14 protein-coding genes and 1 pseudogene are annotated in these 17,795 nt (G+C 36.2%); 6 read left to right on the forward strand and 9 right to left on the reverse strand.

Features of this window, described 5'->3' with window-relative positions; all coding sequences use genetic code 11:
* Positions 1–116 precede the first annotated feature (116 nt).
* The 5 genes and pseudogenes from DN408_RS05730 to DN408_RS05750 all read right to left on the reverse strand — a co-directional run bounded on the left by DN408_RS05730 (position 117) and on the right by DN408_RS05750 (position 5,206).
* Positions 117–821, reverse strand: coding sequence for a ComF family protein (locus DN408_RS05730; protein ID WP_147739993.1), 705 nt, complete (start codon positions 819–821; stop codon positions 117–119).
* Positions 821–2,170 carry an ATP-dependent helicase ComFA gene (gene comFA, locus DN408_RS05735; protein ID WP_147739994.1) on the reverse strand — a complete coding sequence of 450 codons (1,350 nt, stop codon included), beginning with the start codon at positions 2,168–2,170 and terminating at the stop codon, positions 821–823. Before comFA ends, DN408_RS05730 begins: the two co-directional genes overlap by 1 nt.
* Before the next feature lie 130 nt (positions 2,171–2,300).
* A pseudogene (locus DN408_RS05740) lies at positions 2,301–3,753 on the reverse strand (C40 family peptidase).
* Between the two features lie 133 nt (positions 3,754–3,886).
* The gene (locus tag DN408_RS05745) at positions 3,887–4,201 is read right to left on the reverse strand and encodes a winged helix-turn-helix transcriptional regulator (protein WP_002089608.1); all 315 of its coding nucleotides are present in this window, start codon (positions 4,199–4,201) and stop codon (positions 3,887–3,889) included.
* A gap of 162 nt (positions 4,202–4,363) precedes the next feature.
* The gene (locus DN408_RS05750) at positions 4,364–5,206 is read right to left on the reverse strand and encodes a DegV family protein (RefSeq protein WP_098167536.1); all 843 of its coding nucleotides are present in this window, start codon (positions 5,204–5,206) and stop codon (positions 4,364–4,366) included.
* A 238-nt stretch (positions 5,207–5,444) separates the two neighbouring features.
* On the opposite strand from DN408_RS05750, the gene DN408_RS05755 reads away from it, so the two are divergent.
* Entirely contained in the window at positions 5,445–6,080 is a 636-nt protein-coding gene (locus DN408_RS05755; protein WP_002034752.1) for a YigZ family protein, read from the forward strand.
* Positions 6,081–6,154: 74 nt separating this feature from the next.
* The gene (locus DN408_RS05760) at positions 6,155–7,282 is read left to right on the forward strand and encodes an LCP family protein (protein WP_002016146.1); all 1,128 of its coding nucleotides are present in this window, start codon (positions 6,155–6,157) and stop codon (positions 7,280–7,282) included.
* 53 nt (positions 7,283–7,335) lie between these two features.
* Here DN408_RS05760 and wecB read toward each other — a convergent pair whose 3' ends face one another.
* Complete coding sequence (gene wecB, locus DN408_RS05765) at positions 7,336–8,451, reverse strand: non-hydrolyzing UDP-N-acetylglucosamine 2-epimerase (protein ID WP_002034751.1); 1,116 nt, start codon at positions 8,449–8,451, stop codon at positions 7,336–7,338.
* 75 nt (positions 8,452–8,526) lie between these two features.
* Positions 8,527–9,897: a UDP-glucose dehydrogenase family protein gene (locus DN408_RS05770; RefSeq protein WP_033709574.1), complete on the reverse strand. Its 1,371-nt coding sequence runs from the start codon at positions 9,895–9,897 to the stop codon at positions 8,527–8,529.
* A 451-nt stretch (positions 9,898–10,348) separates the two neighbouring features.
* Between DN408_RS05770 and DN408_RS05775 the strand changes: the two genes are divergently transcribed.
* From DN408_RS05775 to DN408_RS05785, 3 genes are all read left to right on the forward strand, one after another.
* Positions 10,349–11,422, forward strand: a complete 1,074-nt coding sequence (locus DN408_RS05775; RefSeq protein WP_147739996.1) for a glycosyltransferase family 4 protein — start codon at positions 10,349–10,351, stop codon at positions 11,420–11,422.
* Positions 11,423–11,630: 208 nt separating this feature from the next.
* Complete coding sequence (locus DN408_RS05780; RefSeq protein ID WP_002129943.1) at positions 11,631–12,368, forward strand: polysaccharide deacetylase family protein; 738 nt, start codon at positions 11,631–11,633, stop codon at positions 12,366–12,368.
* 104 nt (positions 12,369–12,472) lie between these two features.
* Positions 12,473–15,151, forward strand: a complete 2,679-nt coding sequence (locus DN408_RS05785) for a sigma-54-dependent transcriptional regulator (protein ID WP_147739997.1) — start codon at positions 12,473–12,475, stop codon at positions 15,149–15,151.
* 73 nt (positions 15,152–15,224) lie between these two features.
* Here the strand turns inward: DN408_RS05785 and exsM are convergent, their stop codons facing one another.
* Positions 15,225–15,638 carry an exosporium regulatory protein ExsM gene (exsM, locus tag DN408_RS05790; protein ID WP_002166452.1) on the reverse strand — a complete coding sequence of 138 codons (414 nt, stop codon included), beginning with the start codon at positions 15,636–15,638 and terminating at the stop codon, positions 15,225–15,227.
* Between the two features lie 189 nt (positions 15,639–15,827).
* Between exsM and DN408_RS05795 the strand changes: the two genes are divergently transcribed.
* Entirely contained in the window at positions 15,828–17,009 is a 1,182-nt protein-coding gene (locus DN408_RS05795; RefSeq protein ID WP_147739998.1) for a chromate transporter, read from the forward strand.
* A 40-nt stretch (positions 17,010–17,049) separates the two neighbouring features.
* On the opposite strand, the gene chbG is transcribed toward DN408_RS05795, so the two are convergent.
* Positions 17,050–17,754: a chitin disaccharide deacetylase gene (chbG, locus tag DN408_RS05800; protein WP_147739999.1), complete on the reverse strand. Its 705-nt coding sequence runs from the start codon at positions 17,752–17,754 to the stop codon at positions 17,050–17,052.
* Between the last annotated feature and the right edge of the window lie 41 nt (positions 17,755–17,795).

A 17,795-nucleotide genomic window follows, 5' to 3' on the forward strand; every position in this document is an offset into this window, starting at 1 on the left:
TTCCCTTCACTCTTAAAATCAGGGCATTCGCCCCATATTCTGACTATAGCGAATGACAAGACTGTAAGTCAAAGAAGACCTGTCGTCTTTTTATTACTCCTTTCGACATTCACATATTAACCTCTACAAAGCGTCAAACAAGAAACCTCTCTCGCTCCTCGATCATACAAAAGGCTTCCAATTTGCCTAACAGTAATTCCTGTCGTATACACATCATCCACGATTAAAACGTGTTGCTCATGAAACATCTCTTCTCCCTGAAAATAAAAAGGATTAACTCCCGATATCCTTTCTTTACGCTTCTTCTTACTTTGTTTTTCCGTTTCTATTCTTCTTAATGATGTACAAAACATTTTGATAGGCAAACAAGAAGCTAGTAACTCCGCCTGATTAAAACCACGCTCGTATTCTCGCTCTTCACTAAGAGGAACCGGAATGGCAACTGAAACATTCGCAAATTTTTTTTGAAAAAGACTTCGAAAAGGCTGATGAAAAATATGCACTAATTCAGCATCTCCTCGAAATTTAAACTGTGCTAATATTTCTTTCATCCCTTCATCATACACATGCAACGAACGATTTATGAGAGACGGAAACCCCTGCTCGTTCGTCCACCTTATGCAGTCCATACAAATATCCCCGTTTTTATATTCAGCTGGTACAAGTTCTAAAGGCCGACCACACTCCTTGCAAATATCTCCTATAATATAGGGAAGTTTTTGTTCACATCTATCACATATATACTTTTTATGAAGCTTAACAAAAAAAGTGTACCAACTAATCGCATATGAAATATACTCATCACAAAGTAGACAATGCATCAATCTATCAATCCTTGTTCTTTAGCATTCTTATTCATACTTTGAATATGTTTTTTCGCACGCACCATCGCCTCTGTCTTTCCATAATGAAAATAGATAACATCTCCATGCGGTTCATCAGAGCTTCTGCCAGCACGCCCTGCAATTTGAACGAGAGCACTTTCTGAAAATATTTCTTCCTCAGCTCCTAGAACTGCAACTTGTAAATTTTTAACAGTTACTCCTCGCTCCAAAATCGTCGTTGTAACTAATAAAGGGATTTCTCCATTTCTGAAAGCTGCTACCTTCTCTTTTCTCGCCGGATCTTCTGCATGCACACCGTCAATTTGATTGTTTAATGATTTTAATAACTGACTAATTTCTTCTACATATCGCACATGAGGAACAAATAGAAAAATGGGGTATCGTTTCGATAAGTACAGATTTAACCATTGTAATAAAGCACGAGGAATTTTTTTACGTATAAGACCCTTTTTCCAATTTCCGCACCACCGAAATATCGGAACTGGCAATGGATGACGATGGTATCGCCCTGAAATAATAACCCCTTTTTGCTTACCACTTCGCAACTTACGCTTCCACTTTTCATCTGGAGTTGCAGTTAAATAAATACGTGCTGCCTTCTCTTTCATCGCTTCGTTTACTGCATACTGCAACATCTTATCTGCATGATACGGAAAAGCATCTATCTCATCTACAATCATGACATGGAACGCCCTATAATAACGTAACAATTGATGTGTAGTTGCAACGATTAACGCCGCATCTTTTTCTCGGTCTAAACTCCCTCCGTATAAAGCAGCTACATTTATATTTGGAAACACTTCTTGTAATCTTGGTGCTAATTCAAGTACAACGTCCGTTCTCGGCGTTGCAATACAAACTCTTTCTCCCTTTTGTAGTGCCTCTGCAATTCCGCGAAACAACATTTCTGTTTTTCCAGCCCCGCACACCGCCCAAATAAAAAATGATTCTTTCTGCTTAACAGCGTCAACGACACTTTGCGCAGCTAACTCCTGACCGTCAGACAAAATGCCTTCCCACTGTAACGGATTCAAATAACTTTCTCCGCTTATTTCAGCAATCCCGCGAACAAGTACAGTACATTCACTTACCCTGCCCATCGTTATACATTTCCGGCAATACGTACATACTTCATTGCACCTTTTACATAGCAATGATGCAAATAGTCGCTGCTCTATATTTCCGCAGCGCTGACACGTATATTTTGAAAACTTCTTAATTACACCTTGCATACAAACGACTTCTCGGTGCTTTTTCAAATGATCCAATTTATCCTGCAAATCTGAAGAGAGTTCTTCTAACAATAACTGTCTACCAGCTAACATCATCAATAACCACCTCCAGCACTACTATAAATCCTTCTCTTTATCTCGTAAAAACTCAAAAAAGCCGATAACCTACTTATAAAATAGTAAGCTATCGACTTTATACACGTTTTTTATTCAATTATAAATCCTATAATCTACCGTAACCTAAGAAATGTTTTTGGTTGTAAGAGCTATTTACACTACCGTAAGTAACACCTGTTGACTCATCAGCAGCATGAATTATTTGACCGCCACCAATGTAAATTCCAACGTGAGATACGCCTTCTCTGTAAGTACCTTGTAAGAAGATAAGATCTCCTGGCTTCGCTTCAGATGCACTAATTTTTTGTACAGAGCTCCATAAGCTTCTTGTATCTTGACGACCTAAACCGTAAACATAAGAGATTAGTCCACTGCAGTCAAAACCACCATTTGAAATTGACGCACTACCCCATACATATTTTAGGCCCACTAAACCTCTAGCTTTTTCAACAACATCCTGTCTGCCACCTTGAGTATCCGGAACTGGAACTGGAGTTGGAGTTGGAGTTGGCTTTTTCGCTTCTTCTTTTTTAGGCTCTTCTTTTTGAGCTTGTCCAGCATTGTTTGCTGGAGCAGCTTGTTCTGCAGGCGCTTGCGCTGGTGCAGCTTGTTGAGCTTGTGCTTCTTTAGCAGCTTGCTCTGCTTGTTTTTGAGCAGCAGCTTCTTGTGCCGCTTTTTCTTGCGCTTCTTTTTCAGCGATTTGTTGTAATTTTAATGCCTGTTGTTCAAGCTCTTTCAATTGACCTTCCGTACTTGTCATTGTAGTTACAACTGTATCCATTTTACCACTTAAATCGTTTACTGCTGTTGCTTTTTTCTCTTTTTCAACGTCAAGTTCTTTCTTAGCAGTTTCAATTTGAGCTTGTGCTTCTTTTAATTCTTTTTGTTTTTCTTTTACTGTCTCAACATCTTTTTTCACGTTCGTTTGATCTTCTTGTTGTGTTTTCATGATATCTTCGTCAGATTCCATAATTTTAGACACAGAAGCTAAACGATCAACTAAATCTGCAACGTTTTTAGAGTTTACAAGAACTTCTGTTACAATGTTCGTATTTGGCTGTTCTTGTAGTGCAACTAAACGTTTTCTTAATAACTCTTCACGTTTTGCAATCTTTGTTTGTAGTTCTGCAATATCTTTATTTTTATTTTCGATTAATTGCTCAGTATCAGAAACTTTTTTTGTTGTTTCATCAAGTTTTGAAGCGTTCTCTTGAACAGACTTATCCAAACCTTGGATTGTTTTGTTTAAGTCATTCATTTGTTTTTGTAATTCATCACGTTCTTGTTGTTGTTTATGTAAAGTATCATTTTGTGTGTTAATTTGTGATTTCACGTCAGAAATTTTATCTTCTGCAAATACATTTGGTGTTAGCCCAGAAAACATTAACCCTGCAACTAATGCGCAAGATGCCATTTTTAGCTTTTTCATTTTATTTTTTACACCGCTTTCTTTTTTCATTTTCCGTATATAACCTATTAAAATTTATACCATAATTCGGGAGTTTTTTTGCTAATGTTACGGTTTTGTAAAATAAATGTAATATTACATTTATCTCTATAGCAAAGTATATCTAAATTTGTATATATATGTAGAATTTTAAGAGCCTTACACCGTTTTTTATAGGATTGAAAAAAAACGTAAGGGAACCCCTTACGTTTTGAAAATACTCCAATATGAATGAAATAGAAACGTTACTTCATCCATTTCTCAGCCCAATTTTGGACCTCATCCATAACACTTTCCAACGCTTTCCCTTTATCAGTTACACCGTACTCTATTCTAACTGGTACTTCTGGATAAACATTACGAACTACAATACCTTCGCCTTCTAATTCCTTTAAACGTTCTGACAACATACGATCGCTCATATTCGGTATAATATCTGCGATTTCTCTGAAACGTTTCGGCTCTTCGAGCAAAGATTTAATAATTAAGCCAGTCCATTTCTTACTAAGCATTGTAAAAGCTGACTCAAACTTTGGACATAAACAAGAATTATGCTCCATATGTTTCACCTCTCTTCTATTATAATATAGTTTCTTGTAAAAAGTAAGTAATAAAACTTTCCTCATTATTTAATTTTACATACATTTTACCATTTCCAAATATTAACTTGTCAAATCCCCGTAAAAAAACCCTCTTCAAGTAAGAGAGCTTTTATATCTTTATCACTTCGTATACCAACCTAAACCAAGCGCACCTTCACCTAAATGCGTCCCAATTACAGCTCCGAAATAACTCGTACGAATTGTAACATGAGGGTATATCTCTTCTAATTCTTGTTTCCATTCATTAGCTTCCTCTTCACGATTCGCATGAATAATAACAGCTTCCATAGGCACACCTTTATTTGCCTGCTCATCAAAGATTTCAACGATACGCTTTAACGCTTTTTTACGCGTACGAATTTTTTCGAATGGAATAATTACTTTATCTCTAAAGTATAATACTGGTTTTACTTGTAACAAACTACCAATGAAAGCTTGTGCACTATTTAATCTTCCACCACGTTGTAAATGATGTAAATCATCCACTACAAAATAAGCATCCATCGTTTGCTTCATTTCATCAAAGCGAGCGATAATCTCTTCTGGGGCTTTCCCTTCACTTACTAATTTCGCCCCTTCACGCACGTAAAACCCTTGTACTTCACAACTAATTTCAGAGTCGTACGTATATACATCAATACCATCTACCATCTGTCCAGCTGCCGTTGCTGTTTGATATGTACCACTAATTCCACTGGAAAGGTGAATGCTAATAACTGCATCATATTCTTTAGATAACCCTTCATATAACTCTAAAAACTTTCCAATTGCTGGTTGCGAAGTTTTCGGAAGTTCTTCTTGTTCACGTACTTTTATATAAAAATCATTTGCTGAAACTTCAGCCTCTTCTTGATAAGATTCCGTTCCAAACACAACGTTTAATGGAATCATATATATATTGAGTTCGTCACGAATATGCTTCGGTATATATGCTGTACTATCGGTAACAATAGCTGTTTTCATTTTCGTACCTGCCTTATAAAAAATTTTTATCCCCTAATTTTACACGAAAACTAGAAAAGGTGCATCCATACATAAAAATGCCGGCTAGAAACTACAATCACTCGCTCGACAAATTACAACAAAAAGATAAAATACTCACCAAAAATTTCAACATATTTGTAAAAAATGTTTGAATATAAAAACGCTCGCTTTTAAAATGTAAAGTACTAGTTATTTTGAAAGATAGGGGCGTATACCATTGTTATTACAATATTTAACAATAAAAGGCTATGGAGAGCACGAAATTGTGATTCAAAAATCAAGATTCATTTGCTATGTGAATCGCGCCACAACGGAAGAGGAAGCTCAAGCATTTATACAAAAAATAAAAAAACAGCATTGGAATGCAACACATAATTGTTCCGCATATTTAATCGGTGAACAAGATCAAATTCAAAAGGCAAACGATGACGGCGAACCGAGCGGCACAGCTGGTGTACCTATGTTAGAGGTATTAAAAAAGCGAGGTCTAAAAGATACTGTCGTCGTCGTTACGCGCTATTTTGGCGGTATTAAACTTGGTGCTGGCGGATTAATTCGTGCATATGGAAAGTGTACAAGTGAAGGTCTTAATCACGTAGGCGTTGTTGAGCGAAAACTAATGCGCGTTATGGAAACAGAAATTGATTACACATTGCTTGGCAAAGTTGAAAATGAATTACGTAATTCAGAATATAACATTAAAGATATACATTATCTAGAAAACGTCACATTCGATACGTATGTAGAAGAAAATCGAAAACAAACATTTACAGATTGGATGATTGAATTAACAAACGGGAAGTGTACAATTAAAGAAGGAGATATGTTGTACTTAGAACAAGGTGTTATCTAAGAATAGCTAACGTATCGCCTTTAAAGATTAATGTAGTGAATTAATTCCCTACAAATGAACTAAGGAGATTATATATGGAAGAACGTTATTATCATCTCCAAAATAGCAGAATAAAAAAGAAACGTAGAAGAAAGTTTTTCTTCTTTCTTATTTTCGCATTTTTATTTGGTAGCGTAGGACTTTATATGTTAAATTCCTACACTTCTCTCATGGGGATGTACAGTGGATTTAGCCGTGAAAAATCTAAATTACGAGCAGAAGATGTGGAAATCACAAAAAAACCTTTCACAATACTAATTATGGGTATTGAGGATTACGCAACAGATGGTCAAAACGGCCGAACAGATTCACTCATGTTCGCGACAGTTAATCCAAACTCAAAAAAGGTTTCACTTATGAGTATCCCACGCGATTCTCGTGTTAAGATTGTTGGCAAAAATAAAGAAGACAAAATTAACGCTGCCCATGCTTACGGTGGAGAAAAAATGGCAATCGACACCGTCGAAGAGTTTTTAAAAGTTCCTGTTGATCATTATATTAAAATTGATTTCCAAGGATTTAAAGGTATCGTTGATGCTGTTGACGGTATTACCGTTGATGTCCCCTTCGATTTCTGGGAACGCTCTGACGTGGATTACTATAAAAAAATCCAATTTAAACAAGGTCAACAGAACTTAAATGGTGAAGAAGCACTCGCGTACGTCCGTATGCGAAAGCAAGATCCTAACGGTGATTATGGTCGAGCTGCTAGACAAAGACAAGTACTGGCTGCTGTTGCCCAAAAGCTAAACTCTGCTTCTACCGTATTTAAAATTAAAGATTTAACAAAGGTAGTTGGAAAATATATAAAAACCGATATTCCTATTTCAGACGGACTTGCTCTTTACAATAAAATCTCTGGATTCGACCCTTCTACAATACAAACATTAAAACTTGAAGGAGAAGACAGAAAAATTGGCGGTATTTATTACTTCCTTCCAGATCCAATCAGTGTAGAGACTGTACGTAACGAAATTGAAAAGGAAATAGGAGAAAAAGCAAAAGTTCCAACAGAGACTACGAAAAATGAGAATACAAATTCCGATTCAAATTCTAACTCCAGCGCAAAAGCAAAGAAGGAGCCGAGTGAGAACAAAACACCACCGCCTCCTCCCCCTTCTACAAATGCTCATGCAGAGTGGATTATGAGGAATCATGAATAAAAAAAGAGCCAAATCTTATACGATTTGGCTCTTTTTATTTCACGCAATTGTTGTTACTTCTTAAAGTGTTGTAAAATCGCTTCTACAATACGCTCAGATGCACGACCATCGCCGTAAGGGTTAGATGCTTTCGTCATCTTATCATGAGCTTCTTTATCAGATAACAACTCATCAGCAAGACCAAAGATTGTCTCTTCATCCGTTCCTGCTAATTTCAGCGTACCTGCTTCGATACCTTCTGGGCGTTCCGTCGTATCACGAAGGACAAGGACTGGCACACCTAGTGATGGTGCTTCCTCTTGTACACCACCAGAATCAGTTAACATTAAGTATGAACGAGCTGCAACGTTATGGAAATCAATTACATCTAACGGCTCAATTAAATGAATACGGCTATGCTCGCCTAAAATATCATTCGCTATTTCGCGAACAACAGGATTCATATGAACAGGGTATACAACTTGTACATCTTCGTGCTTATCAACAAGACGCTTAATTGCACGGAACATATTGCGCATTGGTTCTCCTAAATTTTCACGACGGTGTGCTGTCATAAGTACAAGACGATCATTTCCAAGTTTCTCTAACACCGAATGGCTATAAGTTTCTTTTACAGTTGTCTTCAGTGCATCGATCGCTGTATTTCCTGTTACGAAAATGCGTGACTCATCTTTATTTTCTTTTTGTAAGTTCGTTGCTGATTTTGTTGTAGGTGAGAAATGAAGATCCGCCATTACACCTGTTAGTTGGCGATTCATCTCTTCTGGATATGGAGAATACTTATCCCATGTACGAAGTCCTGCTTCAACATGTCCTACTGGAATTTGATTATAAAAAGCAGCTAAGCTTGCAATAAATGTCGTCGTTGTATCACCATGCACAAGTACGATATCAGGCTTCGCTTCTTTCATTACTTTATCTAAACCTTCTAAACCACGTGTTGTAATATCGATTAACGTTTGACGATCTTTCATGATATTCAAATCGAAATCTGGCGTAATTCCAAAGATATTTAATACTTGATCTAACATTTGACGGTGTTGTGCTGTTACAGTCACAATTGATTCAATCTTTTCTGGGTGCTTTTGCAACTCTAATACAAGAGGTGCCATTTTAATTGCTTCTGGTCGTGTCCCGAAAATTGTCATTACTTTTAAACGTTCAGTCATTTCATTGCCTCTTTTCTTTCACTAGTTAAAACTTCTATTATCGCATATAAAAATATGCATGTGAAAATACACTTTTTAACGCACCTGAGAAACATTACTATTACAGGCGCCTTTTCGCCCAACTGAGTAATAATCTAATCCATGCTTCTCGGCATCCCCATTAGTATAACAATTTCTCCCATCAAATAGAATAGGTTCCCTCATAAGCTGTGCATACTTTTCTAGCGGATAATTTCGAATTGATTCCCATTCTGTTACGATAAAAACTGCATGCGCCTCTCTAATCGATTCATCTATACACTCAGTGTATCGTATCGTATTTCCAAATAAACTTCTTACATTTTGAATAGCTTGCGGGTCATATAAAACCACATCCGCACCTATATTAATTAATTCCTCTATTATAATAAGAGATGGTGCTTCCCTAATATCGTCAGTATTCGGTTTGAATGCTGCACCAAGAACCGCAATTCGCTTCTTCTTCATATCTATAATTTTCTTCGCTTTTTCAACTAACAACAACTGTTGTTTATTATTCACTTCAATGACTGCTTTCAACAAGCGAAAATCATGAGAAACATTCCCTGCAATTTGCACAAGTGCTTTCGTATCTTTTGGAAAACAAGATCCTCCATATCCGATGCCTGCATTTAAAAAAGATGCACCAATTCTCTTATCCATCCCCATCCCTGTAGCTACATCTACTATATCTGCACCCACTTGCTCACATATATTAGAAATTTCATTAATAAAACTAATCTTCGTAGCTAAAAAAGCATTAGATGCATATTTAATCATCTCAGCACTTCGAATATCTGTAATATACGTTTGTAAGCTTAATTTACTGTACAAATTCTCTACTTTCCTTGCAGCTTCTTCACTACATGCTCCAATTACGATACGATCACCATGAAAAAAATCATAAATACCAGAACCTTCTCTTAAAAACTCTGGATTCGATACAATATATAATTCATGTCTACCTTGTAGTTTATCCTCAATCCATTCTCTCATTACATCATTTGTCCCTACAGGAACCGTACTTTTCGTAACAACAATAATATCGTTATTCACATATATTCCAATATCATCACAAGCGCTACGAATATACGTTAAATCTGCTGTTCCATCTAATAAAGATGGCGTTCCAACTGCAATAAATATAAACTCTACATCATTAAATGCCGTTGATTTACTTGCTGTAAAAGTTAAATGATTATTCTCGTATGCTTCATTTATTAATTCACTTAATCCACATTCATAAATAGGTAACTCGCCTTGTTTAATCCGTTCAATTTTTTCACTATTTATATCGAAACATGTGACTGAATGTCCCAATCTCGCCAATCCTACTCCCGTAATCAATCCAACATATCCGGTACCTATTATCGTAATTTTCATTTTCCTTTCGCACAGGAATATACATAAGAAAATATACGAATACACAGAATTCTCCCTGTGCTTCCCCCTCTCACACTAAAAATGAGAAAACTCTTTCACTTCTTTATTATATGAATTGTTTTTTTATTATTTTTTAAGATTTTGTAAAGTTAAATGATGCAATATATACAAAATGTAAATTCCCACATTTTAACACGGAACTTACTCAATTTTACGTGCAACACTTATAATACTGAAACAAAAGTCATCGCTATATGAGAGGGAAGTACAATGTCACATTACAAGCCACAATATGAGATCAACCTTCTCTAAGGACACAACATTCCATATCCAATTGTCATATATTCAATTCACTCCCCTTTACAGCCGAAAGAAAAAAAGATTGAATTCTAATCTTTTTGTGATACCATATGTTATGAGCCTGTAAATAAACATCATAATTTTCAGATAAATACAATTAGAAAAATTACGTTAAACTATAAAGGGTGGGGTATTAATGGACTCACAAGTGATTTATGCCATTTTGGCATCTTTCATCACTGTAATCGTCGTTACTCCTTTAGTTATTAAATTAGCTTTCAAAATAGGAGCAACAGACAAGCCAAATGCGCGTAAAGTACACCAAAAAATTATGCCTCGTCTTGGCGGGTTAGCAATTTTCATCGGTGTAGCCGTAGGATTTGTTGTCGGTGGATTGTACGAACAAAGAATGTTATCGATAACTTTAGGTGCTATCATCATTGTTATCATCGGGATTTTAGATGATATGTACGAACTATCTGCGAAGGTAAAATTCGGTGGACAACTATTAGTTGCCATCATGATTGTAAAAAGTGGATTATTAGTGCAAGTATTATATATTCCAATTCTTGGAGATACTGAACTCGGATGGCTTGCTTATCCAATTACTGTATTTTGGATTGTAGGTATTACAAATGCCATCAACTTAATTGATGGATTAGATGGATTATCCGCAGGGATTTCATCTATCGTACTTGCAACGCTAGCATATATGGCCTTCACTAGCCCATGGGGTACTGGAGCAGCTATTATATTACCTCTAGCACTGATTACATTAGCAAGTACAATTGGATTTTTATTCTACAACTTCCATCCAGCAAAAATTTTCATGGGAGATACAGGAGCACTATTTTTAGGATACTGTATTTCTGTTATATCGTTACTTGGATTATACAAAAGCGTAACGTTATTCAGTTTTATCGTTCCAATCATTATTTTAGGTGTACCTATATTTGATACGACATTTGCAATTATCCGCCGTATCGTAAATAAAAAGCCTATTTCAGCACCTGATAAATCGCATTTACATCACCGTTTGCTTGCAATGGGATTCTCTCATCGTAAAACGGTACTAATTATTTACGCATTGGGTATTTTCTTTAGTGTAAATGCAATTATTTTCAGTAGTGCAACATTATGGTTATCCATTATTCTTCTTTTCATTTTAATCTTCTTTACAGAAATCATTGCTGAAGTAATCGGTCTTGTACACGAACGTTACCAACCAATTATTTCCTTCTATAAAAAAGTGAAAAAACGCGAAGACTAATTGTAGTATAGCCTTTACTATTATGAAATATTCAAATAGCATCCTCTTTTCATAAGAGGATGCTATTTTTTATTTTTTAATCCTTATTCCCCATTTCCAAAATATAGATTGTTTGAGAGTGCCTCTATTGGAGAAAGATATACGTATAACGAAAAAAGTATCAAATTTTCATTTTTACATCTTGATTGTCAAACTGAGGGTGAATGTTATGATCAAGCGATTACTTCAATGTATAATTTTATTTTTAACTATTACTATGTACGCATCATCGAATACAAAAGCAACTACAGACATTCAAGTAAAAGATTACCAAAGTATTCAAACTACCTCTCCTACAACAAAAATTGCGTACTTAACATTTGATGACGGACCAAATAAATACACACCACAAATTTTAAATATTTTAAAAGAGAAGAACGGAAAAGCAACTTTCTTCGTTATTGGCGGAAAGGTGCCACATTATAAAAAAACGATGGAGCGATTGATTAAAGATGGACATTATATCGGTCTCCATAGTATGTCGCATGATGTAAAACGTCTTTATACTGGCGATCCATCTGTTTTAATTGCAGAAATGGAGCAAACCCAAAACATTGTCCAGCAAGTTACACATTTAAATACACATCTCGTTCGGGTCCCATACGGTAGCATGCCTTACTTAAAAAAGAATTACCGTGATGCACTCGTATCTGCCCAGTATAAAATGTGGGATTGGACAATTGATACATATGACTGGAAAAGCTATGATAATCCTTCCGCAATACTAGAAAGGGTACGAAATCAAAGCGATGAACAAGTAGAGGTTATTTTAATGCATGATTCTAGTGTCACAGTGCAAATACTCCCAAAAGTAATTGATTATTTACACTCACAAGGATATAAACTACTTCCCTACAATCCATCTTCCCATCTCGAAGTGAATTTTTGGAAAGACACAAGATTGTAACAGCTTTAGTGCCTATGTACTAAAGCTGTTTTATTTTTCTCTTCCCACACTTCTCATTTTTGTGTAGAATTTTAAATAGTGATGAAGTTTCGAGGTGAATAGAAATGAAACGAATAGATCTCATTTTTAACGCAATACAAAAAGGGAATTATACAGAAGGTATAACAGCATCAGAACTCGCTACACTTCTACAGCTAGACCGTGCAAATGTTAGTAGCGATTTAAACAAGCTTGTGAAAGATAATCGTTTATTAAAAACGAGTACACGCCCTGTCCGTTTTTATATAGAAACGAACACTTCATTGGAAACGCATTCAACAAAGGGCACTTCATTAGATATATTTGCTATTGAAAATACAAGCCTAAAAATTGCAATTGAAAAAGCAAAAGCTTCTATTCTCTATCCTCCAAACGGTATGCATACTTTACTACTTGGAGAAACAGGTGTCGGAAAATCGATGTTCGCTTCTTTAATGCACGAATACGCAATTGAAGTGGAACAACTTCCAAAAGATGCACCTTTTATCGTCTTTAACTGTGCTGATTATGCAAACAATCCACAACTACTACTTGGACAGTTATTTGGGATAAAAAAAGGAGCTTACACAGGTGCCAGTGATCAAAAAGGGTTAATTGAAAAAGCACATGAAGGAATCCTCTTCTTAGATGAAGTACATCGCCTTCCTCCAGAAGGACAAGAGATGCTCTTCACATTTATTGATCGCGGAGTATACCGCCGCCTTGGAGAAACGGAAAATGAACGTAAGGCACGAGTGTTGATTATTACTGCAACAACCGAAGAACCAAATTCATTTTTATTAAAAACATTTACAAGACGTATTCCGATGACCGTTACGCTTCCACCACTTCGTGAGCGAACACATAAAGAACGGTTTGCTTTACTGCAACTATTTTTCACAAATGAAGCAATTCGTCTAAGGAAAGAGATTCATGTTAGTCCAAATACAATGCGTGCTTTCGTCTTTTACAATTGTCCAAATAACATCGGTCAATTGAAAACGGACGTACAAATTGCCTGTGCGAAAGCTTATTCTGATTTCGTAACAAAAAAACGTGATTCTGTCTGTGTTTCAAGTACAGATTTACCCTGGTATATGAAAGAAGGATTATTTATTGAAAGAAAGAGCCGTCATCTATATCAAATACCAAATGAAACATTTGTATTTACAGGTGATGAAGGTTGGAGTAAACATACAATAAAACCCGAAGGAAGTCGCTCTTCTATTTACGATTATATTGATTATAAATATGAAGAACTTCAAGCACGCGGCATTGAAGAGGAAGAATTAGAATTACTAATAGAAAATGATATTCAAAGCTTTTTCGTCCAATACTTTAACCAAATATCTAAAAAAACAAGTCATGAAAATGTTTTCAAAATTGTGGATCGTAATATCGTTTCCGTATGTGAAAAAATTGCGGAACTAGCTGAAAAATATTTATCTAAAACTTTCGATGAAAAAGTATTTCTCGCTTTAAGTTTACATGTACAGACAACTCTACAACGTTTGCAAGGCGGGAAACAAATTCACCACCCACAATTAAATCAAATTCGTACGAAATATAAAGAAGCTTTTTCCGTAGCTATGCAATGTATTCAGCTATTAGAAGAAGAATTACAAATAACAATACCTATTGATGAAGCTGGCTTTTTAACAATGTTCTTCGTTGTTGATCCAATTCCTGCCTCACAAACAGAAGTAAAAGTATTAATATTAGCACACGGTAATGGCATCGCAACAGAAATGGCAAACGTTGCAAACGAACTTCTCGGTATTGATGAAGTAACTGGTATCGATATGCCCTTGCATGAATCACCAAAAGACTTCTTAGAGCGTGTTAAAGTGTATATGAAAACACTTCAAAATGTAAACGGGCTTCTTTTACTTGTTGATATGGGATCTCTCGCTTATATTGGTGATATATTAGAAACTGAATTCAAAATCCCTGTACGTGTTCTTTCCATGACGAGTACACCACACGCACTAGAAGCAGCTCGAAAAGCTCAGCTTGGCTATTCATTAGATGCACTATACGAAACAGTTAAGAACTTAACGCCGTTCTATTTAAACGTACAGGAAGAAAAGAAAAAGCCACTATCGCCAATGAAATCCGTGATTTTAACAGCTTGTTTAACCGGCGAAGGAAGTGCTTTAGCAATTCAAAAAATGTTAGAGAACTATTTACGCTTTGATAAAGACTTAATTGAAATTATTCCGATTAGCATCGTTCATGAAAAAGATTTAACGAAAATGATCGAGAACATAAAAAAAGAGCGTAATATCATTTGTATCGTCACGAATTTCGATATGCAAATACCTTGCTTAACATATCATTTCCAAGACATTGTGAACTACACAGCTATTCAACCAATTCAAGAATTGATTACGTATGAAGAAACATATGCAAAAATGGCTGATATTCTTGAACAACAAATGCAGCGTAACGATGGAGCATTACTTATTAAAACAATTCGTTATGCATTAAATACAATTCAAGAATTGATTTCTTTACAGCTAACTCCCGACAGTTTAATGGGTGTGATTTTGCATATGAGCTGCATGGTTGACCGTCTTCAAAAAGGTGAAAGTCTCCTCCCTCATCCTGATAAAGAGAAACGAAGACAAGATGAGTACTGGATGTATATGAAAGTGAAAAAAGCATTGCAACCTATTGAAAATACATTTGAAATACAAATCCCAGATGACGAAGTATTTTATATAATGGACTTCTTCATTAAAAATCAGCCTGTAAAAAATTAAACTAGGCGATATTGTAGCACTCTATATAATTAGAAAAGGCTGTTCCAAAATGTTTTTTGGACAGCCTTTTCGCTTACTTCTTTACTTCCCTTATTCTCCCCCTTATTTCTCCCTTTTTATTAGATTTCGTATTAACATTTACATATACATTTGCCTGCATTATTTCTTGAAACAAGCTGTCAAATGCTCTCCCCTGTAAAGGCCCTTCAAAATCCTCTACTCTAGCTACACCAGTAACGACTCCTTCATTCACACTAATTCCTTGCTCTAACGGACCAAACAAACTTAAAATAACTGGACCAATTTGATTCGCTTTTCCTAAATGAATTTGGCATGACGTGATTTTTTTTATATTTTTTAATATGACCCGATATTGCAACTTCTTTAAATCTTCACTAAAAATGAGCTCTGTTACACCGTAAGCTTCTGTATTTACAGGAGGTACTTCCCTCTTCCCTGTTAACCTAGCAAAGAAATGTGTTGTCATACGGGCATTCTCCTCATATAAATTTCCCAGCACTACTTCTACTACTTTATGGTTTAGACATAATCATTTATGACTTTTTCAAATTTTAATTACGAAGAAAAGATTCACACAATCTTTACATTAAAATCGTTTCTTTTGCTTTACTCCCTCTTGTATAATGCACTTAGAAAAACAGTCTAGGAGGAAATTTTGAAAAATAATAACTACTCTTTCCAATCATTAATAGAGATTTTTCTCGTATCATTTAAATTAGGACTTACTTCATTTGGTGGTCCCGTCGCCCATCTTGGTTATTTTCATCATGAATACGTGCAAAAAAGAAAATGGATGGATGAACGAAGTTACGGAGACTTAGTAGCGCTATGTCAATTCCTTCCTGGCCCTGCTAGCAGCCAAGTCGGTATGGGAGTTGGCTTATTGCGCGGCGGATTATTAGGAGCCATTATTTCATGGATCGGATTCACTCTCCCATCTGTGCTCGTTTTAGTTTTCTTCGCTTCATTTCTTAACCAATTCGAGCTTGGAAGTACTGGCTGGATTCACGGACTGAAACTTGTAGCGGTCGCAATTGTCGCTCATGCAATATGGGGAATGGCTCAAAAGTTAACACCAGACCGAAACCGTGCAACAATCGCAATTGTAACTGCCGCAATCGCCCTATTATGGCCAAGTAGCTGGACACAAGTAATTCTCATTATAGTATCTGGTTTCATCGGTTGGTTTTTATATCGTGGTCAGCCAGTTAGCCAAGCTCATAAAATAAACGTACCTATTTCAAAAATGGTAGCCATATCTTGTCTCGTCTTATTCTTCGGACTATTAATACTGTTACCGATGTTACGACTATACTCTTATTTCATCTCTTTATTTGACAGCTTCTATCGCTCTGGTGCACTTGTATTTGGCGGAGGGCATGTCGTACTTCCTCTTCTTGAAAGTGAGTTTGTACAAAACGGGATGATGACAAAAGAACAATTTCTTGCTGGATACGGATTAACACAAGCAGTGCCAGGCCCACTATTTACATTCGCTTCTTATATAGGAGCAGTGCTAAATGGAACCGCCGGAGCAGTTGTTGCAACGATCGCTATCTTTCTTCCTGCCTTCCTGCTCGTTGTTGGCGTTTTACCATTTTGGGACAGTGTAAGGAGAGTATCTTACATACAAGGTGCACTACTTGGAGTAAACGCAGCCGTTGTCGGCGTTTTACTTGCAGCTTTTTATGATCCAATTTGGACGAGTACAATTATGAATTCTGTAGATTTCGTTTTTGCTTCTCTTCTATTTTGCTTACTCGCTTTTTGGAAAACACCACCTTGGATTATCGTTATAATCGGGGCCTTCGGTGGATATGTTCTATCCATTTTGTAAGCACAAAAAACGACGGCCCCATTTAGCCGTCGTTTTCCTATTAAAACTTCACAAGCTCCATTCCCTCAGGCAGCTCACTCTCCGTTAAAATACGCAACTCTTTCACGCGATCCATTACGTAAGAAGAACGTTTCACAAGCTCTGGGTCAATATAAGCTGGATGCACCATAATTTCTACCGTTTGCTCGTCCTGCACTCTTTCCTTTAACTTCACAAAGTAATCTTCCGTCACACCGTCAGCGTAAAAGTCACTGTAAAACACATCTGAAAATGGGCGCACCGCTCGCTCTTCTTCACAACGACGAATTGGAACATTATATTTACTTGCTAATCTCTCAAGAACGTCGTGTAAAAGCGGTAATCCATGCACGTGATGATGACTATCTAAATGAGTTGGTGTTAATTCGTAAGATAAAAACTTCTCAATTTGAGCAGTCCATTCTTTTTCTACCTCTTCTGGATTTATATTTCCTTCCCATACAACACTTTGTTTATGAAAAAATCCATCGCTACTTACAAGTGATGGAACGTCTTTAAGAAGCGGTTCTCCTGCCGTTAATACGAGATGAACTCCTATCCCTAACGTTTTATACTCTTTCGCTAAGCGTACGGCATGCTCTGTCCCTGGCATATTCATCATCATCGTCGTTGAATTTACAATCCCGTTTTTATGTCCATCAATAATTCCGTAATTTGTACCTTCCGTAAGACCGAAATCATCTGCATTTACAATTAGTTTAATCATCGCAATACCTCCTACTAGAATTAAAAAAAGCGGGCTAAACA

It is taken from the genome of Bacillus sp. AR13-1 (genome assembly GCF_008042285.1).
Lineage (GTDB): Bacteria > Bacillota > Bacilli > Bacillales > Bacillaceae_G > Bacillus_A > Bacillus_A mycoides.

Bases quoted from the DNA above. Each gene is read 5' to 3' on its own strand.
- DN408_RS05730 (WP_147739993.1), bottom strand. From the start codon at position 821: ATGCATTGTCTACTTTGTGATGAGTATATTTCATATGCGATTAGTTGG.
- comFA (WP_147739994.1), bottom strand. From the start codon at position 2,170: ATGTTAGCTGGTAGACAGTTATTGTTAGAAGAACTCTCTTCAGATTTG.
- DN408_RS05745 (WP_002089608.1), bottom strand. From the start codon at position 4,201: ATGGAGCATAATTCTTGTTTATGTCCAAAGTTTGAGTCAGCTTTTACA.
- DN408_RS05750 (WP_098167536.1), bottom strand. From the start codon at position 5,206: ATGAAAACAGCTATTGTTACCGATAGTACAGCATATATACCGAAGCAT.
- DN408_RS05760 (WP_002016146.1), top strand. From the start codon at position 6,155: ATGGAAGAACGTTATTATCATCTCCAAAATAGCAGAATAAAAAAGAAA.
- wecB (WP_002034751.1), bottom strand. From the start codon at position 8,451: ATGACTGAACGTTTAAAAGTAATGACAATTTTCGGGACACGACCAGAA.
- DN408_RS05775 (WP_147739996.1), top strand. From the start codon at position 10,349: ATGGACTCACAAGTGATTTATGCCATTTTGGCATCTTTCATCACTGTA.
- DN408_RS05780 (WP_002129943.1), top strand. From the start codon at position 11,631: ATGATCAAGCGATTACTTCAATGTATAATTTTATTTTTAACTATTACT.
- DN408_RS05785 (WP_147739997.1), top strand. From the start codon at position 12,473: ATGAAACGAATAGATCTCATTTTTAACGCAATACAAAAAGGGAATTAT.
- exsM (WP_002166452.1), bottom strand. From the start codon at position 15,638: ATGACAACACATTTCTTTGCTAGGTTAACAGGGAAGAGGGAAGTACCT.
- chbG (WP_147739999.1), bottom strand. From the start codon at position 17,754: ATGATTAAACTAATTGTAAATGCAGATGATTTCGGTCTTACGGAAGGT.